Annotated in this window: 23 protein-coding genes and 2 tRNA genes; 12 read left to right on the top strand and 13 right to left on the bottom strand. The window is 70.3% G+C overall.

Annotated elements, in window-relative coordinates:
• Positions 1-571 precede the first annotated feature (571 nt).
• Positions 572-796, top strand: coding sequence for a hypothetical protein (locus ACGGAQ_RS26095; protein WP_354861749.1), 225 nt, complete (start codon positions 572-574; stop codon positions 794-796).
• Positions 797-800: 4 nt separating this feature from the next.
• Here the strand turns inward: ACGGAQ_RS26095 and ACGGAQ_RS26090 are convergent, their stop codons facing one another.
• Together ACGGAQ_RS26090 and ACGGAQ_RS26085 are read right to left on the bottom strand one after the other, a co-directional pair.
• Positions 801-1,598, bottom strand: coding sequence for a carbon-nitrogen hydrolase family protein (locus tag ACGGAQ_RS26090; RefSeq protein ID WP_393053380.1), 798 nt, complete (start codon positions 1,596-1,598; stop codon positions 801-803).
• 39 nt (positions 1,599-1,637) lie between these two features.
• Positions 1,638-2,471 carry an EamA family transporter gene (locus ACGGAQ_RS26085; protein WP_393053378.1) on the bottom strand — a complete coding sequence of 278 codons (834 nt, stop codon included), beginning with the start codon at positions 2,469-2,471 and terminating at the stop codon, positions 1,638-1,640.
• A 41-nt stretch (positions 2,472-2,512) separates the two neighbouring features.
• Between ACGGAQ_RS26085 and ACGGAQ_RS26080 the strand changes: the two genes are divergently transcribed.
• Positions 2,513-3,133, top strand: a complete 621-nt coding sequence (locus ACGGAQ_RS26080) for a helix-turn-helix domain-containing protein (RefSeq protein ID WP_393053375.1) — start codon at positions 2,513-2,515, stop codon at positions 3,131-3,133.
• Between the two features lie 28 nt (positions 3,134-3,161).
• Here the strand turns inward: ACGGAQ_RS26080 and clpX are convergent, their stop codons facing one another.
• The 5 genes from clpX to ACGGAQ_RS26055 form a co-directional block, all read right to left on the bottom strand.
• Entirely contained in the window at positions 3,162-4,457 is a 1,296-nt protein-coding gene (gene clpX, locus ACGGAQ_RS26075; RefSeq protein WP_139588132.1) for an ATP-dependent Clp protease ATP-binding subunit ClpX, read from the bottom strand.
• 211 nt (positions 4,458-4,668) lie between these two features.
• Positions 4,669-5,331 carry an ATP-dependent Clp protease proteolytic subunit gene (locus ACGGAQ_RS26070; protein WP_121652300.1) on the bottom strand — a complete coding sequence of 221 codons (663 nt, stop codon included), beginning with the start codon at positions 5,329-5,331 and terminating at the stop codon, positions 4,669-4,671.
• A gap of 10 nt (positions 5,332-5,341) precedes the next feature.
• Positions 5,342-5,983 (bottom strand): ATP-dependent Clp protease proteolytic subunit, encoded by a 642-nt coding sequence (locus ACGGAQ_RS26065; protein WP_007464111.1) that lies wholly within the window; start codon positions 5,981-5,983, stop codon positions 5,342-5,344.
• Positions 5,984-6,177: 194 nt separating this feature from the next.
• Entirely contained in the window at positions 6,178-7,524 is a 1,347-nt protein-coding gene (tig, locus tag ACGGAQ_RS26060) for a trigger factor (protein WP_393053370.1), read from the bottom strand.
• Between the two features lie 118 nt (positions 7,525-7,642).
• Positions 7,643-7,716 (bottom strand) — tRNA-Pro (locus ACGGAQ_RS26055).
• A gap of 342 nt (positions 7,717-8,058) precedes the next feature.
• Between ACGGAQ_RS26055 and ACGGAQ_RS26050 the strand changes: the two genes are divergently transcribed.
• A tRNA-Gly gene (locus tag ACGGAQ_RS26050) sits at positions 8,059-8,132 on the top strand.
• Positions 8,133-8,217: 85 nt separating this feature from the next.
• Here the strand turns inward: ACGGAQ_RS26050 and ACGGAQ_RS26045 are convergent.
• Both ACGGAQ_RS26045 and ACGGAQ_RS26040 read right to left on the bottom strand, forming a co-directional pair.
• Positions 8,218-10,140, bottom strand: a complete 1,923-nt coding sequence (locus ACGGAQ_RS26045; protein WP_393053367.1) for a hypothetical protein — start codon at positions 10,138-10,140, stop codon at positions 8,218-8,220.
• A complete protein-coding gene (locus ACGGAQ_RS26040) occupies positions 10,137-11,294 on the bottom strand; it encodes a hypothetical protein (protein WP_393053364.1) in 1,158 nt (385 codons plus the stop codon). Before ACGGAQ_RS26040 ends, ACGGAQ_RS26045 begins: the two co-directional genes overlap by 4 nt.
• A gap of 253 nt (positions 11,295-11,547) precedes the next feature.
• Between ACGGAQ_RS26040 and ACGGAQ_RS26035 the strand changes: the two genes are divergently transcribed.
• Entirely contained in the window at positions 11,548-12,210 is a 663-nt protein-coding gene (locus ACGGAQ_RS26035; RefSeq protein ID WP_393053418.1) for a Crp/Fnr family transcriptional regulator, read from the top strand.
• 18 nt (positions 12,211-12,228) lie between these two features.
• Here the strand turns inward: ACGGAQ_RS26035 and ACGGAQ_RS26030 are convergent, their stop codons facing one another.
• Positions 12,229-12,729: a Pycsar system effector family protein gene (locus tag ACGGAQ_RS26030; RefSeq protein ID WP_393053361.1), complete on the bottom strand. Its 501-nt coding sequence runs from the start codon at positions 12,727-12,729 to the stop codon at positions 12,229-12,231.
• A gap of 509 nt (positions 12,730-13,238) precedes the next feature.
• Between ACGGAQ_RS26030 and ACGGAQ_RS26025 the strand changes: the two genes are divergently transcribed.
• The 7 genes from ACGGAQ_RS26025 (at position 13,239) to ACGGAQ_RS25995 (ending at position 20,275) form a co-directional block, all read left to right on the top strand.
• A complete protein-coding gene (locus ACGGAQ_RS26025) occupies positions 13,239-14,006 on the top strand; it encodes a VWA domain-containing protein (protein ID WP_393053359.1) in 768 nt (255 codons plus the stop codon).
• A 45-nt stretch (positions 14,007-14,051) separates the two neighbouring features.
• The gene (locus ACGGAQ_RS26020) at positions 14,052-14,837 is read left to right on the top strand and encodes a hypothetical protein (protein WP_393053356.1); all 786 of its coding nucleotides are present in this window, start codon (positions 14,052-14,054) and stop codon (positions 14,835-14,837) included.
• 36 nt (positions 14,838-14,873) lie between these two features.
• On the top strand, positions 14,874-15,341 hold the full coding sequence (locus tag ACGGAQ_RS26015) for a hypothetical protein (RefSeq protein ID WP_393053353.1): 468 nt from the start codon (positions 14,874-14,876) through the stop codon (positions 15,339-15,341).
• 1 nt (position 15,342) lies between these two features.
• The gene (locus ACGGAQ_RS26010) at positions 15,343-16,368 is read left to right on the top strand and encodes a hypothetical protein (RefSeq protein ID WP_393053350.1); all 1,026 of its coding nucleotides are present in this window, start codon (positions 15,343-15,345) and stop codon (positions 16,366-16,368) included.
• Between the two features lie 3 nt (positions 16,369-16,371).
• Entirely contained in the window at positions 16,372-17,580 is a 1,209-nt protein-coding gene (locus ACGGAQ_RS26005; protein WP_393053347.1) for an OmpA family protein, read from the top strand.
• A 146-nt stretch (positions 17,581-17,726) separates the two neighbouring features.
• Positions 17,727-19,874, top strand: coding sequence for a M14 family zinc carboxypeptidase (locus ACGGAQ_RS26000; protein WP_393053344.1), 2,148 nt, complete (start codon positions 17,727-17,729; stop codon positions 19,872-19,874).
• A gap of 134 nt (positions 19,875-20,008) precedes the next feature.
• Positions 20,009-20,275: a hypothetical protein gene (locus tag ACGGAQ_RS25995; protein ID WP_393053341.1), complete on the top strand. Its 267-nt coding sequence runs from the start codon at positions 20,009-20,011 to the stop codon at positions 20,273-20,275.
• 151 nt (positions 20,276-20,426) lie between these two features.
• Here the strand turns inward: ACGGAQ_RS25995 and ACGGAQ_RS25990 are convergent, their stop codons facing one another.
• Positions 20,427-20,975 (bottom strand): hypothetical protein, encoded by a 549-nt coding sequence (locus tag ACGGAQ_RS25990; protein ID WP_393053338.1) that lies wholly within the window; start codon positions 20,973-20,975, stop codon positions 20,427-20,429.
• A gap of 184 nt (positions 20,976-21,159) precedes the next feature.
• Here ACGGAQ_RS25990 and ACGGAQ_RS25985 point away from each other — a divergent pair, with 184 nt between their 5' ends.
• On the top strand, positions 21,160-21,501 hold the full coding sequence (locus ACGGAQ_RS25985; protein ID WP_355066199.1) for a hypothetical protein: 342 nt from the start codon (positions 21,160-21,162) through the stop codon (positions 21,499-21,501).
• A 15-nt stretch (positions 21,502-21,516) separates the two neighbouring features.
• Here ACGGAQ_RS25985 and ACGGAQ_RS25980 read toward each other — a convergent pair whose 3' ends face one another.
• Complete coding sequence (locus ACGGAQ_RS25980) at positions 21,517-21,984, bottom strand: ribose-5-phosphate isomerase (protein ID WP_354861770.1); 468 nt, start codon at positions 21,982-21,984, stop codon at positions 21,517-21,519.
• 88 nt (positions 21,985-22,072) lie between these two features.
• Positions 22,073-23,272, bottom strand: a complete 1,200-nt coding sequence (locus ACGGAQ_RS25975) for a DUF1015 family protein (protein WP_393053333.1) — start codon at positions 23,270-23,272, stop codon at positions 22,073-22,075.
• Positions 23,273-23,355: the final 83 nt, after the last annotated feature.

The raw sequence follows: 23,355 nt of genomic DNA, 5'->3' as shown, positions 1-23,355 counted from the left end.
AAGGCTCGACCAATCCGGGGTATCAATCATAATTGGCACTGGCTTTACAAGCACCCTGTTGAGTTCTCAAAGAACAACCACACACCGATCAGAAGCTCCACATTCCGTGGAACCCCGTTTCGGGGCAACCGCTCAAACCTACTTGGTCGAACTTTCATTGTCAACCTCGTATCCGAGGCGATCAATCTGGTTCGTCCGGACCCACGATGACGCACGCCGTACCCGGCGGTCGCTTCTGTCGTGGGAAGCCGCAGACCGGCCGATCACCGCTTCGCGGCTCTCCGCCCGGCTCCTGCCGGCTTCAGAACTCTACCCGGCCGGCTTCGCGTTCGCAACCCCGTTTCCGGAGTGTCTCGCACCGCCCGATCCTCGGTCTCGCTCGGCGTTTCCGCCACGAGCCCGGTGCCCGTTCTCGGCCGGTTTGTCCGGCCTCCCCCGTGCAGAGAGAAAGTTACGCGGACCGCCGGAAGAAGGCAAATCAGGGTTCATCACTGGTTCTGTCGAGCGGATCGGCGCGGTCTGCCCCTGCGGTCGGCGACGCCGCGCGCGTCGGCGTGCCAGAGTGTCAGGCATGGATGAGTCCGGGCTGGGCGCCACGGTGTTTGCCGAGGAAGCACTGCTCGGCGTCCTCCTACCGTTCTGGCAACTGGTGATCGGCGCGGTCGTGCTGGTGGTCCTCGTGCTCTCGGTGGGACGGCTGGCCCGTCGGGGCAGATCCCGGATGACCACGGCTCTGCTGGTCACCGCAGTGGTCATCGCCGGCTTCGCGACGATCGGCGTCCTGCTGGAGGGCTGAGCGCTCAGAGCCGGCGGTTGGCCAGGCTGGGCAGCTCGGCCCGGATGGCAGCGAGGCGGGCGAGGTCCAGGTCGGCGACGGCAACCCCGGGGCCGTCCGGCAGTTGCGTGAGGACCGTCCCCCACGGGTCGACCACCATGCTGCGCCCGAAGCACGTGCGGCCGGGCTCGTGGTCGCCCGTCTGACCGGCGGCCGCCACGAAACACTGGTTCTCGATGGCGCGGGCCCGCAGCAGGACCTCCCAGTGGTCCCGCCCGGTGTGCAGCATGAACGCCGCCGGCACCACAAGCAGTTGGGCGCCGCCCTCGGTGGCGAGCCGCCGGTACAGCTCCGGGAAGCGCAGGTCGTAGCAGATCGACAGCCCGACCCGGAGACCCTCCACATCCACGACGACGGGTTGGACGCCGGGCGCGACGCTCTCCGACTCCCGGTAGGAGACCCGGCCCGGGATCTCCACGTCGTACAGATGGATCTTGCGGTAGCTCGCGGCCAGGCTGCCGGCGCGGTCGAAGACCAGCGACGTGTTCCAGGTGTGCTCCGGGTCCGGGCCGGCCTCGTGGAACGACCCGGCCAGCACCCACATGCCCAGCCGCCGGGCGACCCCCGCGAAGAAGCTGCCCACCTCGCCGTCGACCGGCTCCGGTTCGGGCAGGCCGGCCGCGGGGCCGAGATAGTCCACGTACTCCGGAAGGATGGCGAGGTCCGCGCCGCCGTCCGCGGCGCGTTCCAGCAGCACCTCGGCGGCGGCCAGGTTGGCCTTGCGGTCATCCCGGGCGTTGAGCTGGCAGACGGCGACGCGCATAGGCCCAGAGTACGGCCGGGACGGTCGGCGCGGACAGCGTCAGATGCTGGCCAGCACCAGCGCCCCCGCGGCGAAGCCGAGGCCGGCGATCTGGACCGGCCGCAGGCGTTCCCGGTCGACGGCGAGCGCGAGCAGCACCGTGCTGGCGGGGTAGAGGGCGGCGATCGCCGCCACGATGCTGAGGTGACCCCGCGCGGCGGCGGCCATGAAGAGCGCGTTGGCGGCGCTGTCGAGCAGACCGGCGACGGCCGCCCAACCCAGCACCCGCCGGTCGAGCCGGAGCCCCACCCCCGTGCTGGCGGCGAGGATCAGGCCGAAGGCGATCGAGCTGGCCCGGACCGCCGCCACCGGCCACATGCCGGCACTCTCGCTGGCCTGGCCGAGCAGTGTGAAGAAGACGCCGAAGAGCGCGCCGGCGGCGAGGGCCAGACCCACCAGCCGCGCGGGAGCGCCCGGACCGCGCCCCCCTTCGCCCAGGCTGACCAGGGCGATCGCCACCACGGCGAGGCCGGCGCCGGTGAGCGCCAGCGCTCCGGGAAAGCTCGATGTGAACAGGCCGGCGACGATCGGCACCACCGCGGCGGTGATCGCGGTGACCGGCGCCACCACCGCCATCATTCCGCCGGCGAGCGCCCGGTAGAGCAGCATGACGCCGCCAGCGCCGGCCACCCCGGCGAGCAGCCCCCAGGCAATGTCGGCGAGGGTCGGGGTCCCGGGCACCACCAGCACCAGAGCGACCAGCAGGGGGACGCTCAGAAGTTGGGAGACCACGGTCACCGCGATCGGGTCCGCCCGGCGGGACGCCTTGCCGCCGGAGAAGTCGGCGGTGCCGAAGGCAATCGCGGACACTGCGGCCAGGAGAATGGGTAGCATGCCACTGTCGTACCACAATAGTGACCGTGAAGGATAGTTTGATGACCGACGCAGGTGGTCGGGTGGGCGCGGTGACCGCCGCCGTCGCCCGGCAGGTACGGGAACTGCGCGCCGCCCGGGGCTGGTCCTTCGAGGAACTGGCCGGCCGCTCCGGGGTGAGCAAGGCGATGCTCGTGCAGATCGAGAGCGCCCGCACCAACCCCAGCGTCGGCACGCTGTGCCGGGTCGCTGACGCGTTCGGCGTCAACATCGCCCGACTGGTCGAGCCGGACGAGGAGCGGACGGTGCGGATCAGCTCCACGGCCGAGGCGCCCGTGCTCTGGCACGGAGAACACGGCGGCACCGGCCACCTGCTGAGCGGGCTGGGCGAGCCCGACCTGGTCGAGCTCTGGGACTGGCGGCTGGAGCCGGGGGACGGACACCGCTCCTCCGACCACCCGCGCGGCACCCGCGAGGTGCTGCACGTCCTCGCCGGCGCGGTGATCGTCCACGTCGACGGGCAGGATCACGCCGTCCGGGCCGGTGACACGATCGAGTTCCACGCCGACCGGGAGCACGGCTACCGCAACGATGCCGCGGAACCGGCCCGGCTGATGATGGTGACGGTCACCCCGTCGGGCGAGTGGGACCGCCGAACACGGTCACGCCGGCCGCGTCAGTAGCGAACGGCCGGCGTGGACGCGGGGAGGATCAGGCTGACTTCTCCTCGCGGTCCCGCCGGGCCCGACGCCCGGTGAACTCGCGCGGAACGATTGTCGGGTTGACGTTCTCCAGGACGACCTCGCGGGTGATCAGCACCCGGGCGGCGTCGGGGTTGCTCGGGACCTCGAACATCGCGGAGAGCAGAACCTCCTCGATGATGGCCCGCAGACCACGGGCACCCGTGCCCCGCAGCATCGCCTGGTCGGCGATCGCCTCCAACGCCGGCTCGTCGAACTCCAGCTCGACCCCGTCCAGCTCGAAGAGCCGCTGGTACTGCCGGACCAGCGCGTTGCGCGGCTCGGTGAGGATACGCACTAGGGCGCTGCGGTCCAGGCTGCGCACGTTGGTGATCACCGGAAGCCGGCCGACGAACTCGGGGATCAGGCCGAACTTGAGCATGTCTTCCGGCATGACCTGGCTGAAGATGTCATCGGTCGACCTGTCGGACACCGACCGGAGCCGTGCGCCGAAACCGGTGCCGCCCTGGCCGGTCCGGGACTCGATGATCTGATCCAGACCGGCGAACGCACCACCACAGATGAACAGCACGTTTGTGGTGTCGATCTGGATGAACTCCTGGTGCGGGTGCTTACGACCGCCCTGCGGCGGCACGTTGGCCACCGTGCCTTCCAGCATCTTGAGCAGCGCCTGCTGCACACCCTCGCCGGAGACGTCCCGTGTGATCGACGGATTCTCCGACTTGCGGGCGATCTTGTCGACCTCGTCGATGTAGATGATGCCGGTCTCGGCGCGCTTGATGTCGTAGTCCGCGGCCTGAATCAGCTTGAGGAGGATGTTCTCCACATCCTCACCGACGTAGCCCGCCTCGGTCAGCGCCGTGGCGTCGGCGATGGCGAACGGGACGTTCAACATCCGGGCGAGCGTCTGCGCCAGGTGGGTCTTGCCGCACCCGGTCGGCCCGAGCAGCAGGATGTTGGACTTGGCCAGCTCGACCGCGTCACTGCCGGAGCCCGGCGCGCCGGCCGCCTCGGCCTGGATGCGCTTGTAGTGGTTGTAGACCGCTACCGCGAGCGCTTTCTTGGCCTGATCCTGCCCGACGACGTAGTTGTCGAGGAACTGGCAGATCTCCATCGGCTTGGGAAGCTCTTCCCACTTCACCTCGCCGGACTCGGCCAGCTCCTCTTCGATGATCTCGTTACAGAGATCGATGCACTCGTCGCAGATGTAGACCCCAGGGCCCGCGATGAGCTTCTTCACCTGCTTCTGCGACTTGCCGCAGAAGGAGCATTTCAGTAGGTCGCCGCCGTCACCGATCCGTGCCACCTACGTTCTCCCTGCACTCATCGGCCGGAGACCCGGCCCTGACCTGCGGACGCTGCGCGCCGCCCGGCTTGGTTCGCCACACCGGCCCAACCGGCGAAGCGGTACGGACCCGACGTTACCCGCTGGCGGGACATTCTCCGACCCCCAAAACGGGTGTGTCAGAGGTCGGCCGGGAACCAACGCCCCGGCCAACCCCTGACCCGGTACTGACTCAGCTGGCCGCGTTGGCAGCCAGCAGACCCTTCTTGCGGCTGGTCAGGATCGTGTCCACCAGCCCGTACTCCTTGGACTCCTCGGCCGTCATGATCTTGTCACGGTCGATATCCTTGCGGACCTGCTCGATCGGCCGGTTGCAGTGGCGGGACAGCATGTCCTCCAGCTGCGTCCGCATCCGCAGGATCTCCCGAGCCTGGATCTCGATGTCCGAGCCCTGCCCGTAGCCACCCTCGGTGGCCGGCTGGTGGATGATGATCCGCGAGTTCGGCAGGGCCATCCGCTTACCCGGCGTACCCGCCGACAGCAGCACCGCCGCCGCGCTGGCGGCCTGACCGAGGCAGACCGTCGAGATGTCCGGACGGACGTACTGCATGGTGTCGTAGATCGCCGTCATCGCGGTGAACGAGCCACCCGGCGAGTTGATGTACATGATGATGTCGCGGTCCGGGTCGGTGCCCTCCAGCGTCAGTAGCTGGGCCATCACGTCGTTGGCCGACGCGTCGTCCACCTGGACACCGAGGAAGATGATCCGGTCCTCGAAGAGCTTGTTGTACGGGTTCGACTCCTTGACCCCGTACGACGTGCGCTCGACGAACGACGGCAGCACGTAGCGGTTGTGCACGGCCGCGAACTGGGGCGGCAAGCTCAGATCGGTCATCGTCAGCTCCTCAGCTCAGGGTCCCGGCGCCATCCGGAACCTGAGCGGCCCCGATGATCACCTTGTCGATGAAGCCGTAGTCCATGGCCTCCTGGGCGGTGAACCAACGGTCCCGGTCCGAGTCGGCCTCGATCTGCGACTGGCTCTGGCCGGTGTGGTGCGCGACGCGCTCCTGGAACATCCGCTTCGTGTAGAGCATCTGCTCCGCCTGGATGGCGATGTCGGACGCCGTGCCGCCCAGACCACCGGACGGCTGGTGCATCATGATCCGAGCGTGCGGCAGGGCGTAACGCTTGCCCTTGGTGCCCGCGCAGAGCAGCAGCTGACCCATCGAGGCAGCCATGCCCATCGCCACGGTCGACACGTCGTTGTCGATGAACTGCATGGTGTCGTAGATCGCCATGCCGGAGTAGACCGAGCCACCCGGCGAGTTGATCCACAGGTTGATGTCGCGGTCCGGGTCCTCCGCGGCGAGCAGCAGCAGCTGCGCGCAGATGCGGTTGGCGACCTGGTCGGTCACCTCACTGCCCAGGAAGATGATGCGTTCCTTGAGCAACCGGTTGTAGACCGAGTCGTCGAGGTTGCCAATGGAGTCGCCACCGCGCGCGTCAATCGCCCGGAGCGACTTCTTGGGGATGTGCATGTCGGTCATGGCAGCCCTTCGCTCTCCGTACCGTCTTTCCCGACACTAACCGCTGTACGGGGCGGCAGAGTCCCGGTCGGGGCACTGTTCGCTCTCAGCGCAGCTGTGTCAGGCGCACCCGCGGCGCGGGCGTCCGGGCGTACCCCGGAAAGGATTCGGCCGCCGTGCACCGCGCAGCGGCGGACGGCGGCCGCACCCGACGATCAGTGCTCGTGGTTGTGCTCCGCCTCGTTGGCGGCGCGCAGCGCGTCCAGGGTGACCTCGTTGCCGGCCGAGTCCTTGATCGTGATCCGCTCCATGACGGCCGCGAGCGCCTTGCCCCGCCGCACGTCACCGAAGACCGCGGCGGCCGCGCCGGAGCGCACCAGCTGGTCGTAGTACTGCTGCGGGGCCATTCCGGCGCGCTGCGCCCGGTGCACGATCTCGTGCCCGAACTCGTCGTCGGAGACCTGCACGTCCTCGGCGTCGGCCAGCGTGTCCAGCAGGAGCTGCACCTTGACGCCCTCGGTCGCCGCCTCGGTCAGCTCGGCGTCGATCTGCTCCTCGGTCTTCTCCTCGGCCGCCAGGTACTCCTCCAGCGAGGCGCCGATCCGCTCCAGCTGGTCGACCATCGCCTGCTTGCGGCTCGCGACCTCCTCGCTGACGACACCCTCCGGCGCCGGCACCTCGGCGGCCTCGACCAGCTGCGCCAGCGCCTTGTCCCGGGCCGCGTAGATCTGCTCGACCTGCTTGCCCTGCGTGACCCGCGCCCGCAGGTCGCCGCGCAGCTCCTCGATCGTGTCGAACTCGCTGGCCATCTGGGCGAACTCGTCGTTCAGCTCCGGCAGCTCCTTCTCCTTGACCGTGCGCACGGTCACCGCCACGTCGGCGTCCCGGCCGGCGAAGTCGCCGCCGACCAACTGGGTGGTGAAGGTGGTGCTGTCGCCGGCGGCGAGACCGACCACGGCCTCGTCCAGGCCCGGCAGGAGCTGCTTGCTGCCCACCTCGTGGGAGATGTTGCTGGCCTGGCCGCCCGGCACGTCCTCGCCGTCGACGGTGGCGTTCAGGTCGATCTGCACGTAGTCGCCCTCGGCGGCGGCGCGCTCGACGGTCTTGAGGGTGGCGAACCGCTCGCGCAGGTTCTTCACCTGCTCGTCGATCTCGCTCTCGTCGATCTGCAGCTCGTCGACGGTCACCTCGATGGTGCTCGCGTCGGGCAGCGTGATCTCCGGACGGACGTCGACCTCGGCGGTGAAGTTCAGCGAGTCACCGTCGTTGAACTCGGTGATCTCGACCTCGGGGCGTCCCAGCGTCTTCAGGTCGTGCTCGCGCACCGCGGCGAGGATGTTCTCCGGGATGGCGTCCTGGACCGCCTCGTTGAGGACGGTGCCCCGGCCCACCCGCTGGTCGATCACCGCGGTCGGCACCTTGCCCCGGCGGAAGCCCGGGACCTGGACCTGCGAACCGATCTCCCGGTACGCCTTCTTGAGGCTCGGCTCGAGCTCGACGAACGGCACCTCGATGGCGAGCCGCACGCGCGTCGGGCTCAGAGTCTCGACGGTGCTCTTCACAGGCGTACTCCTTGACGGATCTTGGTTTTGATTCTGGGCCTTCGATTGGCCCATCGAGTGTAGGCGAGCCGGCGGGGCCGGCCCGCAGCGCCCGGGGCGACCCGGACGCGGACGACAGTCGGGGTGGCGGGATTTGAACCCACGGCCCCTCGCTCCCAAAGCGAGTGCGCTACCAAGCTGCGCCACACCCCGTGGCGACGTGCAGTCTATGCCGTCGTCGCGCCTCAGGCGGTGCCGGGGCGTCCCCCACTCGGACATATTGTCCCGAAGAGCCCATTCTCCCCCGTTCCACCGTCATGCGCGGGCCGCGGCGTGCGCGGCCGCCCGGGGCGCCATCACTGGATCCGCGCAACTTCCGGGAAAGAGTGGCCTCCCGGCGCGCGGAGGCCACTACATCCCGGAAGTTGTGCGGATCTTGGCGGCGTGCGGACGCGGCGCCGCCACGACGCGACACCGCAGGGCGGTGGCGCGGCTGCGCGCCGGGCACGAGCATTGGGTACGCTGTCGGCGCGTCCCGTTTCGGCGGGGCCGAGCGCGGGCGTAGCTCAATGGCAGAGCTTCAGTCTTCCAAACTGACGGTGCGGGTTCGATTCCCGTCGCCCGCTCCACGCACGAGGAGCCCCGGTAGTCCGCATGATCGCGGCACCCGGGCCACCCGGCGAGGTGTGCCTCGCTCGGTGAACCCGGCGCCGATCACCTGGCCGCGGCGGAACGAGTATCCAGCAAGCCAGCCTTGATGGCGTAGAGGACGAACTCGGCGGCGTTGGCCGCCGCTGCGTGGCGGTGCGTATCGGACTTGGTGGCGTCACCCCAGTCGGAGATGCCCCGAACCGCGATCCAGTCCACCTTGTGCTCGTACGCGACACCGTTGAGCAGGTGCGATTCCATATCGCCGGCGGCTGCGTCCGGTTGTCTCCGCCGCAGGTCCGCTTTTGCCTTGTCGGACCGGTAGAGCGTCGTCGAGCCGACGATCGGTCCGAGGTGCACGGCGGGTCCGGACCAGCTGTCCGCCATCGTCGCCATGACGCCGAGGAGTGCCGCGGACGGACTCGGCCGGCCGCCACGGTCGTATCGTTGCGGCTCGCCGTCAACGTCAGCGACGGCCTGGTACGCCAGATCACGCGCCTGCGTGGACACCACGATGTCGCCGAGACGTTGCTCGTCACGAAGGCCGAAGCAGGTGCCGACGAGCACGAGGTAGTGCGGACGCCACTGCCGGATGATGCTGGCCGCCACCTGCGCCACACCGGCCGCGGAGTTCGGTTCACCGACCGCGGTCGCGAGCATCAGCTCCGTGCCGGCCAGGGCACCGAGCCGGAAGACGGTATGCGGAGGACGAGGTTCCGGGTACGGCTCCAGCCCGTGGTTGCGAACCACCTCCAACGTGGCCCGCTGCTCGGCCAGGGTGGCGGCCAGGAGCAGGACCTTGGGGCGGGCGTGGACGTCGTTCGTCGCCTTCTCGAATCGTGCGTTCATCCGGTCCGCGGCACGCCAGACCTGGCTCAACGCCACACCTGCCACCGGGATCGTCATGATCGACATCAGGCTCACCACCCACCCCAGGAGCGTCGAGCCGGGGGTTTCGGGGCGCAGGTCCTGCGGATCGGACAGCAGCAACCGTTGACCGAGCCACCGCAGCGCCTCGCCGTACTCGTCTGGGCGTCCCGCGCACCGGTCCACGCAGCCCTTGCGCTCCTGGTCCGCCACCACGTACGCGAGCATCAGCACGACGGCGCCGCCACCGAAGACGTACCAGAGGAAGAAGTTCGCCGTGTTGAACGTCCTCAGCGGGTGACCCGGCAGCTGGTCCCGTGGTTCGAGGACCACCACGTCGGTGCCGCCCGGAAAGAGGGTGTTGACCCGCCGCTGGCGGGGCAGGGCCCGTCGCATCGCCTCGGTGGTGACCCCGCTGATCCTGCAGACCAGGACCTCGGTGATGAGCACTTCAGCGGGGTGGCCGCCCTGCGGTCCGCTCGCGGCGCGCACCCGCTTGTCGACCAGTCGGCTGAGCCGGTCCGAGACCTCCCGCATCAGCTCGGCCGCACGGTCGGCGTCCACCTCGTGGCACAGCGGCATGGACCACTGCCGGGCGGGTAACGACTCGGCAGCGAGTTCGCCCTGACGGCGGCGGCGGAACGTCCGGACGATGCCGCGTGTCCCAGCGACGATTCCGCTCAGCATGCAGACCGTGAGGTACACCGTGCCGAGCAGCACGAGCGTGATCGCGGTCTTCCACAGGTGCAGGGGTACGCAGGCGAGCGCCGCGAGCACCGCCAGAGCCGGTGGCCCCGCGAAGCAGAGCGTCTCCCACCGGCGGTCGAGGATGCGCAGCAGAAGGAGCCGCGGACCACCGGCGGTGTACGGCTCGTCCATCGACAGCGGAGGCTTCAGCAGGGCGAACGAGTCCGGGCCGCGCCACACCAGCCGACCCTCGCGGGCGGCGATGGCCAGCCCCACGCTCAACGGGCCGCGCTCGCGGATGAGCCCCATCGTGCCGCGCGGACGAACCGTGGCGTACGCCTGCCGGCCGTGCTCCGCTCGCCGTACCGATCGGGCGGCCTGTCGGCAGGACCCGAACGACAGGCGGCGGGGGTCGTCGAGGAACGCGCCGGTCACAGCACACGCTCGACGGCCGACGTGGCGAAGCCCTGAATGAGGAATCGCAGGTGGTCGAACAGCGGTCCCGCGCTGCGGGCGTACGAGTAGTGGGGCATGTCGCAGCGCTCCAGGTTCCGGCCCGCTCCGGGCGGTGCCATCAGGTAGGGCGAAGCCAGGATGAGAGCGTGCGGCGCGTCGAGGTCGGTGGCGAGGCAGGCCATGCCGGGATAGCCGGAAGTTTGGAGCACCTCCAGCCGCTCGGCCAACCCGCCGTGCCGTTGCTTGAACTGGCGTAGGTAGGTGAGCGCCTCCCTGGTCTTGCCCGCGAGATCCTCATCGCGCTGCTCGGACAGCAACCGCGTCGCGTCAGAGTCCGGGTCCATGAGTACGCAGCGGTACCTGCCACCGCGTTCCAGGAAGCTGAGGACCGCGTCGCGGAAGTACGCCGGGCGTTCGGTGGTGATCAGGTAGCGCGAGGAGGTGCGCAGCGAGGTGCCGAGGTCCACCACCTCGGTGGTCGCGGCCTGGACCATCCGGGCCTTCTCCACCTGACTGGGGCGCTCGGCGTAGGCGTTCACCGGAACTCCTCCGGCGAGCCCTCGCTCGGCCAGCCACACCGGCAACGCGCTGCCCCTGCCGCCGCCGACCAGCAGGTGGATGGCACGGCCCTCGAACTCTCCGACCGGCTCGAAGAGCGCGGCGTACGGGCCGGCAACCCGAGCGACGTCTCCGGAGATCGCCGCGCTGTCCGGTGGGGTGGCCTTCTCAAGGTGCGCGACGAAGTTGATGTCCGGCGAGTAGATCCGACCTTCGTCCCCCGCGCCGCGGTACCTGATCGCGCCCCGGTGGGCCGCGACCCGCAACCGAAGCGTGCCCTTGATGCCCAGCCGACTGAACTCGTCCCGCAGGTGCGGCAGGTCGAGGGTCAGCAGGCTGTTGACATATTCGAGCGTGACATCGCGGGCGACGCTCTCCTCGTCGTCGTACACGATCAGGAATCCGCCATCCCCGGCCCAGCGCCACACCCGTGCGTACGCGACCCGGCGTTGCTCGCCGATCGAGGACAGTCGCTCGGAGACCTTGCGGTTGAGGAGATCGAATGCCTGCCCCGCGATGTCCCGAGGATTATTCGCAACGATGTTCGAGTGCCCGGCGGCATCCACGAAGATCAAGAAGACATTCTCGTACGTTCGGTCGGCCTGAAAGGTATCCATCGTCACTTACGCATCCGATCCGCTCTGGTCCAGAATTCTGGACGTCGGCACATTCGACAACTCTGCCGGAAAACGATGAGAACAACTACAGGGGGAGACCGGAATGCGGCACCGGGAGGCATTGTCGACCGGCCGGGCCACGTCCCGCCAACCGGGTAGCCGGGACACCGATGGCCGTCCGTCACCCGCAGCGGGTACGTTCCTCGCCCATATAGCTCCGGCCGACCGGGACCGACTGGCCCGTATTGCGACGACCAAACAGCATGGCGCCCGGACCGATCTCTTCCACCAGGGCGATCCGTCCCGGTACGTGATGATTCTGCTCAGTGGCTGGATAAAGGTCACGTCGGTCTCCCGTGACGGCCAGGAGGCACTGCTCGCCCTACGAGGGCCGGGAGACATCATCGGTGACCTCGCCGCCATCGACGGGGGCGTCCGGTCCGGAACCGTCACCACGCTCACCGACCTCCAGGCGTACGTCATCGACGGCAAGCAGTTCCTCGACCTGGCGGTCAACCAGCCCGGTCTCGCCCTCGGCCTGCTGAAGCATCTCGCCCGAGGGCTCCGGCAGTCCGACGTCAAACGGCTGGAGTACGTCTCCGCCAGCAGCTTCAGCCGGCTCGCCGGCCTGCTGACGAGCCTCGCCGACGTCCACGGTCGGCACACTGCCGAGGGCATCGTGATTGACCTACCTCTCTCCCAGCGGGAGCTCGCCACCGCCGCGGCGACATCCCGCGAGGCAGTCGCGCGAGCGATGCGGGCACTACGCGACCGGGACATCGTCCGAACAGGACGGCGCGAGATCCTCATCGTGCAACCCGCGGTCCTGCGGGCATTGCACGGATCGACGTCCGGGGCTCCGTCGGGCGGCTGAGCACTGCCAGCGCCCCTGTCACAGCACTGTCCCAACCAGACAGAGGCCGCTGGCGGCAAGAGTGACGATCGCGCCACGGACCAGGCAGTACTTGCTCGCGAGTCGGGCACTCGTCCACTTCAGCTCGGCTATGGCACTGCCCAGCGGCTGGATCGCGGTCTGGTGCAACGCCTCGGCCAGATCCTCGTGACGCAGCACGTCGCCGAAGTACGAGACGTGCCGCGCGGGCGAGACACCACCAAGCCGGGGCAGCAGGGCAAGCGCCGACATCGCCACTGCGGCACACCAGAGCAGACATGCGGTCAGCCACAACCAGCCAGCCGTCAGGGTGCCGAGTTCGACACCCGGCAGGGCGGCGAGCCCGCCTGCCGCGGCGGCTCCCGCAACGCCGAGCGTCTGCGTCGCCTTCAGATCGGCCCGGCGCAGCTCATGCCGGTTGTCGGCCAACAGTTGACGCGCGTACCCCAGCGTCCGCTCATCGTCCCGATGGCCAGGGCACTGGCTATCCGTAGCAACCATGCCGCTGAGCGTGCGCCCGTTTCGCGCGAAGGGCCGCGTCGGACTACACCTCCGGAACGTGTCATTTGACGCAGTCCCCGGATGAAATCGGCGCGAACATTAATCCATGAATCGTCGGTATACGGTGCTGCTCGACGCACCGGACAGTCCGCACTTCGCCGCAGCCCGCCACCGGGCTCCCTCGCCCGGGTGGCGCTACCCACCGTCCGGGCGAACGACCCTGTCGACCTAGCCCCACGCCTCATGCGTTCGGTAGCGCCGAATTCCCCGCCAGGGCATGACCACTCGACCGAAAATGCGGGCACGAGTCACCATCGACCGACAATTTCGACCAGGCATCGAAATGCTTGTTTCCACTGTAGACAGCCATCCAGGTCGGACCCCTAGGCTATTTCTCGCCACCGACGACTTCCCGAGCTCGGTCAACCACATCTGTCGCAATTCCGATTGACTTCCGAAAGGCATCGGCTATGCGTTATAAGGTCACACGAGCCGTCGCCGATGGCCGGGTGATACCCGGTCGGGCCCTTCTCGATGACGTCCCCGCGCCAACCCGTACGCCGCTGTGGCGCCGACTGCTGCGGCCGCTGCTGGCCACCCTGCTCGTCCTGGGGCTCCTGGGGTTCTGCGCTCTGCAGATTCGAAAGCAGCTCGGTCCGCCGGGCAGCCTCGACCAGGCGGTACTCGAGGGAACCCGAAGGGTGACCGGGCCGGTCTGCATCGACGAGGCGCAGGACGTGTCCGGCTCGATGGAGCGATACACGGCGCTGCGCGAACAGGCCGTCGAACAGTTGTTCCTGTTCGCCCATCGGGAGCTGCGCCCGACCGACCAGCTCGCCGAAGCGGTGTTCAGTGGCACCGCCGGAGTGACCCTGCCACCAACGTCACTGCACACCATGCCCGCCCGCCAACGCGCTCCCGAACCTGGCGACGGCACCTTGCTGGCACCTGCGGTCCGCGCCCTGACCGATGCGGACGAGAGGGCGGATCGCGAGTGCGCGGCGCGGGCTCTCGTGGCCATCAGCGATGGCGAGGTGTTCGACGATCCGGCCGACCTTCGTGCCGCACTCGTCGACGCCGCCTACACGCGGGTGTACCTGGTGGTGCCGGGATCGGTAGGCGGTCGACCCGAGGTGTTCAAGGGCGACGTCCTTGGTGGCGCGCTGGTGCGCCGGTTCAGCGACGCGGAGCGGCTCGGCGTCATCTTCGGCGAGATCGCCGCCGAACTCACCGGCGAGCGCCTCGAACAACGACAGGTCGAGACCGGTCGAGCCTGAGCACGGACGAGAAGCCCCCACCGCCCACTCGAAGGAGCCCTTCCGATGGCACGTCAGACGCACGCCCTGTCCCACCCGCACTGGGACCGCCAGCCGGCGGCCCCGATCCCGTACCGCGTGACGGCTCGTCTCGCCGACTGGTGGAACGGCCGACAGGACGCCCGGGCCGGGCTGCCCGCCGTGGACCCCGCACCATCCGGCGCGACGGATCCACACCGCGAACCTCCCCCGTTGGCGTACGCGCACGACGGCCGTTCCGTCGCCTTCACCCCGCACCTGGAGAAGCTCCGCCGGATGGCCAACGACGCCATCAACCACGAACTGGTCCAACTGCAGCAGGAACTCGCTGAGCCGGCATACCAACTCGCGCGTACGGAGGCGCAGGCCGTCGAGAGCGAGCGGGCCCTGGCAGCAGCCACCCAGGCGCTCACCGCACTCAAGGCACCCGACGAGGCCGAACTGTCGGCGCGACGGGCCGGCGAGCAGAGCACCCACGACTCGGTGATCCGCAAGCGCCGGCTGGCGCCCCACCTCGAACGGAAGGCCCGGTTGGAAGCCGCCCGCCGGGACGCCGAGGAGCAGGTGGTCCGTCTCCGGCAGACGCAGGCGGAGCTGCGGGAACGGATCCAGCGGAGCCGACTGGTCGCGGCCGCCCGGGCTCGCCGGATCCACGAGCACTCCTGGCGGCGCATCGGCAGCTACTGGCAACGCCTCGTCCGCAAGCACCCCGTCGGCGACCAACTCAACCGCACGCTGCGGCCGGGTGGACCAGAGATTCCGGCCTGGGCCGAGCCAGCGGCGGAGGCCCTACCGGTGACGGCCACCGCCTGACGACCCGAATCGACCGATGTACGAATTGAGAGGGCTATGAAACGTCTGCTGAACAGTGTGGCCGGAGCGGTCCGGGGGATCTTCCAGCGGCGCCCGTCCACCCCCCGAGGACACACGCGCAACGGCCAGGAAACCGGCCCGATGCGGATCGACGCACCCAAGCCCGTGGACCCCGACCCGCAGTACGAGCGGGACGCTCACCTCAGCCGTGAGCAGGTCTCCCGCCTGGTGGCGGAGATGGCGCCGCGTGGGACCGACGAGGGCACCGGGCACGTCCTGGACAACATGATCAATTACTGGGCGGACGGCTGGCTCGCGGACATCGAGACCGAACGTCTGAACGCGCTCACCGTCGTCGACGCCCTGGTCGGACAGGTCGCGCCAAAGGAGCATCGGCGCCGCCTGACCTGCGACGCCGCGATGGAGCAGCTTCGGCTGGCCCAGGAGAACCACGACCTGATCCGCGACCTGCTCGCCCCCGCACCACGAACCGAGGAGGGTTGAGATGACGACCGCAACCACACCCGGTGTGGAAAGCCGCCCTTCCCGCAGCAGCATGCCCGGCGGCCGCCACCTCGACACCACGGTGGTCACCGGTCGCGCGGGCAGCCGGCTCGCCAACGTCGCGGAGAGCGTCGCCCTGCTGCTGGCCGCCGGCGCGGACGTCGCGGCCTTCTACAGTGCCCTGGCCGATGGGCTCAACGCACCGACCTACCTGCTGTTCCTCCTGGTCGCCGGCTTCACCGCAGTCGCGCTGCTGCTCGCGCACGGATCTGGCCGGATCTTCCGGGACCTGGACCAGGGCGCACCGGGTGCTCGCCGGCTGGCGCTCTCCGTCTGCCTCGTCGGCTGGGCCCTGCTGGGCGTGGCCGCCTTCCTCGCACGGCTACTGCTGGCCGAGGAGGCCAGCGGCGGCAGCTTCGGCACGCCCACCAGCGCGCAGACGGATTCGGGCGCGGTGCTCGTGATGGCGATCCTGTTCCTCGCGCTCTATCTGGCCACCGGAGCAGCTGCCGCGCTCGTCGCCTACTGGAACCACAACTCGCTGTCGCACGCGTACGCGCGGAGCATCCGCACCTTGGCCCGGGCGCGCAAGGTCGCGGCGAAGCAGTTGGAGGCACACGAGAAGGCCCTGTCCCCGCATCGACAGCGGTACAACGAGTGGTTCCGTACCGAGGCCGCACACGCGGCAGCGAACGCCAAGCGGCTCGCCCTCGCCGAGGAGCTCAAGCAGCTCGCCCGCCAACGGATGGCGGCAGCCGCGCAGGATCCGGCGACGACCGAGGGGCTCTTCGACGGGCAGCGCTACCCCGATCCGTCGCCGTCGCCGTACCGCGGACCCCGGTCGTACCGGCCCAGGTCCGGTCGCGACGAGGGAGCACCGGAGGGCGAGAACGTTCCCGGAGGCGGCGCCCCCGAAGGCAGGGGCCTGTCTGTCGGGGATCCGACCAGACGGAACGACGTGACCGCTCGCGGCACCAGGACTCCAACCATCCCCGTCGACCGCAACTCCTACGAACACCGGAGCTGACCAGTGCCAATCATCACCGCTCCCCGTGCCCTGGCTCGAAGCACCGGGCCGGCCCGGACAGCCATCCTCACGGCTCTCCTGTTGGGGGCCACCGCACTCGTCGGGTGCGACGACGACGCCATCGCGGAGAAGCCCGTCGACGCCGGGTGCCTACCCTCGGGCGTGGCCATGTCCCTCGCGGTCGGAGCCCGGGCGAACAGCCCGACACCCGCTCTTCCGCGCACGGTCGAGGAGCTGGCCCGCAGTGCGGCCCGCAACGGAAAGGCCGTCTCCGTGGTGCAGGTCGATGGGCGCGTCGACATCGACCGGGGGCCCCAGGTCTTCGACAGTAAGGCGCAGAACCCCAAGAAGTACGCCAAGGATCTGGACCGGTGGATCGGCGGCCTGCACCAGTGGGTGGCCGACATGCGGGCCGACGAAGCCGAGGCCGACGTACTGAAATCACTCGACGTCGCCGCCGCGCAGGTCGAGGCGGGCGGCACTGTGGTTCTGCTGGATTCGGGTCTGCAGACCACCGCGCCCCTGGACTTTCGCGCCAAGGGGATGCTGGACGCGAACCCAGCCGAGGTTGTCGAGTTTCTGCGGGGATCTGATTCCCTGCCCAACCTGACCGAGCGCAACGTGCTGCTGGTGGGGCTGGGGGACACGGCCCCGCCACAGCCCGAGCTGGACGTGGCCCGCCGCCGACACGTCGTCGAGATCTGGACCGCCATCGTCAAGGCCAGCGGTGCGGCCTGCGTGGAGTTGCGCGAGATGTCGCCCGGCGCGCAGCGGACCGTCGACGCGCCGGCGGTCGGTCTGGTACCAGTCGCCGCGCTGCCGGTGTTCACGCCCTGTGGGGAGACGGTCCTGGCCGACGCCGGAACGGTCGGTTTCCTTCCCGACTCGGACGAGTTCCGCGACCCGGCGGCCGCCCGCGCGACCCTCGCCGAACTCGGCAAGCTGCTCCGCTCCGGCAACTCCTCGGTCGAACTGATCGGCACGACCTCGTCCAGCGGCACCGAAAAGGGCCGCCTGGCGCTGTCCCGGGCTCGCGCTCGGGCAGTCAAAGCGGTGCTGGAGGAATTCGGCGTGCCGGGTGGGCGGATCACCAGTCGAGGCGTGGGCGACAAGTGGCCGGGCCGCGTCCCGGATCGCGCGCCCAACGGCGACCTGTCGCCCGGGCCGGCGGCGCGGAACCGTTCCGTGGTCGTACGGATCAGCTGCGGCTGACCCTCCGGAGACCACATCCGAGGGCCCAGGTGGACCGCGGGATCGCGGCGCCTGGGCCCTCGGCGGAAGCATTTCCACCTTGACAGGTGTCGATCCGTGCACTGGTGTAAGGACCACACGCATCGACGTCCGTCACAGGAGGGCACATGATCGTCCGACGACGGTGGACGGCTGCCGCCACCACAGCGATCCTGATCAGCGCGGCGCTGTCCCATCCCGGCTCCGCTGCGGCGGCACCCGCCCCAGCAGCCACACCGATCACCCTGGCCGCGACCGAGACCGCTCTGGTCCGGGTGCAGTTGCGTGATCAGGCCCAGCTCGACAGGTTGGTCGCCGCCGGCGCCGACCTGGCCAACCGGCCCCGGGCGCGGGACGGGCGGATCCTCGCCGACCTGGTGCTGACCGGCGCGCAGCTCGCCGACCTGACCGCCCAGGGCGCCACCGCCACCCAGATCGTGCAGCGGGCCGGCGACGGCAGCCGGAACTTCGCCGACAGCGTTCGCGCGGCGCAGGCCCGTACCGCCGCCGGGCTGCGCGCCCCGGCCGCTGGACAGCGCACCACCGCCGCCGTCGGGGTCGACACGCTCGCGGTGCAGCAGGCGTACTGGTGGACCACCGGTGGGCAGACGTTCCTGCAGGCGCAGGTGGCCACCACCGCCACCGACGACCCGGACGTGGAGATCACCGTCAGTTGGCGAACCGCCAACGGCGCCACCGGATCGTTCCCGCTCTACCGGTTCGAGGACTCGGGCGAGTACCAGTACCACTACAACCTCCCCCAGCCGGTGCCGAGCCGGCCCGTCCAGCTGACCGCCACCTCCAGCCTCGGCGGAGTCAGCCGGGCGGTCACGCCGGCGCTGTGGCCGAACGCCGCCCCGCCGCCGCTGCCCGCCGGCTACCAGAAGGACTTCATCGACGCGTACCTGACGCCGGTGGACATCCAGGCGCGGATCAAGCGACTGGCCCGCCAGTACCGGGACCTGGTGGACGTCATCGACCTGCCGAACAAGACCCAGGGGTACCGCCGCACCGCGGTCGCGTACCTGGGTGACCCGGCCGTCGCCGCCCTGGTGGTCGAGTCGGTCCGCTTCGGTGACCAGGGCATGAACGGTGTGCAGGTGCGCACGGTCGACCCGGGCAGGCCCAACCGGCCGCTGACCGTCGGCTACCGGGACCGCGTCCTCACGGTCACGCTCGCCACCGACGCGGCCGGCAAGACGGTGAGCACCACCGACGACGTCGCCGCGGCCATCAACGCCCGGCAGGCGAACCGGTTCCGGGCCACCGTCGAGGACGGCTCGACCGGGCTGCCGATGCCGGTCGCCGGTCCGGTCCGCCTCGACGACGGCCTCCAGGGCACCGAGGTGCCGGCGAAGCCGTGGACGGTGCAGGCGCTGCGCCTCGGCGTGCACCGCGACGGCTCCCGAGTCGGCGTGCTGGCGTACTCCCAGGAACACGCCCGGGAGTGGGCCACCCCGCTGGTGACGCTGGAGTTCGCCGAGCGGATGCTGGCCAACGCCCGTACCGACCCGGCCACCCGGGAACTGCTGGAGCAGGTCGACGTCTTCGTCATCCCGACGGTCAACCCGGACGGGGCGAACTACTCGTTCAACGACTACAACTTCCAGCGCAAGAACCTGGTCAACCACTGCACCGGGCCGGCCCGCGACCCGCGCTACCGCACCTCGTGGGGCGTCGACGTCAACCGCAACTACACCGTCGGGTCGTACTTCGACGGGTACGTGGGAGCCAGCGCCAACTGTCTCTCCGGCAACTACGCGGGCACGGCGGAGCTGTCCGAGTCCGAGAGCGGCAACGTCATCGCGCTGGCCAAGGCCCACCCGAACATCAGGTTCGCGATGAACGTGCACTCCTACGGCGGGTACTTCATGTGGCCGCCGGGGGCGTACCGGGCCGACGGTCGGATCACCCTGCCCCGACCGTCGATCGACGAGTCGACGCTGTTCCTCAACAGCGCGCGGCGCATCGTCGGCGCAATCGCCCAGGAGCGCGGCACGGTCACCTGGCCGTCGCAGACCGGCCCGGTCGCCGACGTGCTCTACTCCGCGGCCGGCAACTCGGCCGACCAGCTCTACTACGAGCTGGGCATCTTCGCCTGGGACTTCGAGGTCGGCAACGACCGCTGGAACCCGGCCACCGGCGAGTGGGAGGGCGTCGGCTTCCAGCCGCCGTTCGACGAGGCGCACGGCGAGTCCCAGGAGTACGCGGGTGGCCTTGTCGAACTGGTCCGGGTGGCCCGCGACCACGCCGCCGCCGAGGCGGTCACCGGCTGACCCACCGGCGGTGCCGTGTCGCAGGGTCGACGCGGCACCGCCGGACCGGCCGACCAACGCGGGTGACCGACGTCGCCCGCCGGACGCGACATTCCGGCCGTTTCGGGCTCCCGGCCGGCGGGTAGGGCAGACACATGGACACCAACACCAACGCCCACCTGGTCGGCGGCCCCCGCGACGGCAGCACCCACGACACCGGCGGCGACGCCCTCGTCGAGGTGGAGATCGACGGCATGATGCACCGCTACATCAAGACCACCAAGCAGCACGACGACGGCCGACCGCTCTACAACTACGACGGGATGGTCGACCCGGACGGCGGCGAGCCCGGCGTCGAGGACCCGGCCGCCCGGGTCGCCTCGCCCCGGGCCGACGCCGAGGGTCACGGCGGCAATCGCTGACCACAGCGGTTCGGGCGCACCCGAACGACGGACGCGCCGGCCGGCCACGGATGAACCGTGGCCGGCCGGGTAAGCAGCGGCCTTGCCTGGTGGGGAGACGACCGGGTGCACGGGCGGGCGGGGCTATGCCGGCCCGTCCGTGCATGCCTCGTCACACGTTCGAGGTGATCCAGTTCCAGGCCGAGACGACCCACTCGGTCTGCTGCAACCAGGCCACGCCGAGACCGACGAGGAAGACAGCTGTGGCCAGGTGGGCGCCCCGCGCGCTGCGTCGAACCCGCCCGAGCTGCCGCTCCAGCACCAACCGACCGATCACCCGGGCCAGCGCGAACAGGCCGACCGCCACCAGCAGGCTCAACACGAGCACCAGCAGCGGGCCGGACAGATCGCCCCCACCGGAGAGCGCCCAGATCCCCCAGCAGACGAACGCGAACAGGCCACCCGCCGCGCTCCACTCGCCGCCGCGACGTAACTGGGCCAGGCGCCAGCTCAACGGCCGGCGCGCCGCCGGCTCCCCGGGCCAGCCCGTACCGGTCGGCTCCTGTTCCACCACCGGAAACGGTTCGGTCCGTGGGTTACGCGGCTGACCCACCGGCGCCACACCCCGGCGGAACCCGTCCCGCTGCGGCGGCACCCCGACGCCGGCCTGCGGTGGGACCTCCACGGTTCGCTCCGCCCACGGCTGCGTCTGGTCTGCCATCTCGTCCTCCCCCTGACCGGCGGCAGCCCCGAATTCGAGGGTAGCCAGCCGGCGAACCCGACCGGCGGCACGATCACCGCCCGAATCCGAGGGTAGCCAGCCGGCAAATCGGTCGCCGACCGCCGTCCGGCGCGAACCCGGCACGACGTGCCGAATTCCACACCTGGCGAGGTACGGTCGGCTGATGGGTGATCCGGAGCGACGCAGGCGACGGCTGCGCCACCAGTCCGACTCCGACCCGGCCGGGCGCGGCGCCGACGGTTCGACGGTCAGCACGGCCGGCGTACACGACGGCGTGGAGTCGCCGCCGCGGCGTCGAGGGCCCGGCGGCGACGACCGCGACGGCGAGCGGGGTTTACGGGGGCTGGTCGGCTCCGGCTCGTCCCAGGTGGGGCTGAGCGCCGCGCTGCGGGCCCGGGACGCCGCCCGGCCCACCGACGACGACCTTGCCGAGGCGGAGGCCCGGGTGGTCGTCGTCCGCCGCAACTGGGTGCCCCGCGAGGAGCTGCCCCGCTCGCCGCGCTGAGGCCGGCGGCCCGGGTCAGGGCAGGTCGGGCAGTTCCCGGGTCTGCTCGTACGTGGCGACCTGGATGATCCGGCGGGCGTGCCGCTCGTTGCCGGAGAACGGCGTGTTCAGGAACGCCTCGACGATGCCGGTGGCCTCGTCCAGGGTGTGCTGGCGGGCGCCCACCGCGACGACGTTCGCGTCGTTGTGCTGGCGGGCGAGCTGAGCCGTCTCGACGCTCCAGGCCAGCGCGGCGCGTACGCCGACGACCTTGTTCGCGGCGATCTGCTCGCCGTTGCCGGACCCGCCGATGACCACCCCCAGGGAGGTCTCGTCGGCCACCACCCGGTCACCCGTGTGCAGGCAGAACGTCGGGTAGTCGTCGTCCGGGTCGTAGCTGTGCGGGCCGACGTCGACCACGTCGTACCCCTGCTTGGCCAGGTGATTGGCCAGGTGCACCTTCAACTCGAAACCGGCGTGGTCGGATCCCAGGTAGACGCGCATACCGGGCAGTCTGTCAGGCCGCGCTCTCCGACGCCGCAGGGGCGGCGTCGGAGAGCAGGGTTCGTCACACGGTCGGGCGGATGGTCAGTCAGCGCGGCAGTTCGGCGACCACCAGGCCGCCGCGCGCCTTCGGGGTGAACCAGGTGCTCTTGCGGGGCATCTTCTCCCGGGCCAGGTTCACCGCGACGAAGTCCGCCACGGTTACCGGCGCGATGAGGACGGCCAGCTCGGCCCGCCCGGCGTCGACCTCTTCGGTGAGCCAGCTCGCCGGGTAGTCACCGCCCACGTAGGTGATCCGCTTGTCGCCCGGATCCAACCCCAGGGCGTCGCGCAGCAGCAGCCGCTCGACCAGGGCGTGATCCAGGTTCTCCAGGCGGGCGTCGGCGGTGGCGGGCAGGCGCACCGCGTACCCCTGGCCGGCCAGCCGGAGGTGGACGGTGCCGCCGGCCGCCGGGACCTCGACCGGGCCGTCGATCGGCTCGACCTCGGCCCCCGCCGCGCGCAACCGGTCGAGGAGCTCGGCCGGCGTGGTGGTCAGCTCGCTGACCAGCCGGTTGTACGGCTGGATGGCCACCGACGCGGGGGTGGTGACCACGGCCAGGAAGCGCGACAACCCGCCGGTCTGGGCGGCCAGGCTGCGGTGGTTGCCGTCGGCGACGACCAGCTCGCCGGCACCGGCGAGAGCGGTCAGCGCGTCCTGCTCCGGGCCGGGGCCGACGAGCCAGATGGCGTGGGTGCGCCCCGCCTGGTCGGTGTCGGTCGCGGCGGGCACTCCGGCCGCGTCGGTCGCCGCCGCGAGCGCGGCGTGCAGCTCATCGCCGCTCCCGGTCTGCAGCAGGAGTACGGGTGAGAGCAGGTGACCCAGCGCGTCGGCCAGCGCGACACGCTCGCGCACCTTGGCGATGAAGACGTCCTCGTTGCGGATGACCAGGCCCGGCTCGTCGGCCCGGGTGGAGATCTGGTCGGTGTCCACCATCGCGAACAGCCCGTACGCCGGCTCCTCGCCCGGGGCGCTGATCCGGTACAGCACGATGACCTGCTCGGCGGGGGTGTAGCTGCCGTCGGCCTTGGCCTCGGCGAGGCGGGCCACCGAGTCCGGCAGCGCGTCGAGGAACGACTTGCCCAGGCTGCCCGGGGCCCGATGCGGCATCTCGATGCCGAGGGCACTGTGCGGGTTCGCCTCGATGATCGCGGTGATCTCCGCGTCGTCGGCGAACTCGTCGTAGTTCTGCGCGCCGGTGCCGCCAGTGGTGATCCAGGCCCGGGCGATCGGATGTACGACCGTCATGCCCACTGACGCTACCGGCGGCGACGTCGTCGGCGACGGGGACCCGCGCGGCGTCCACCAGATGAAAGTGCCGGGCCCGGACG

Source organism: Micromonospora sp. NPDC047557 (assembly GCF_043205095.1).
Taxonomy (GTDB): domain Bacteria; phylum Actinomycetota; class Actinomycetes; order Mycobacteriales; family Micromonosporaceae; genus Micromonospora.
The sequence above is the reverse complement of the archived record's forward strand: the minus strand, read 5'-3'. Positions and strand labels throughout refer to the sequence as shown.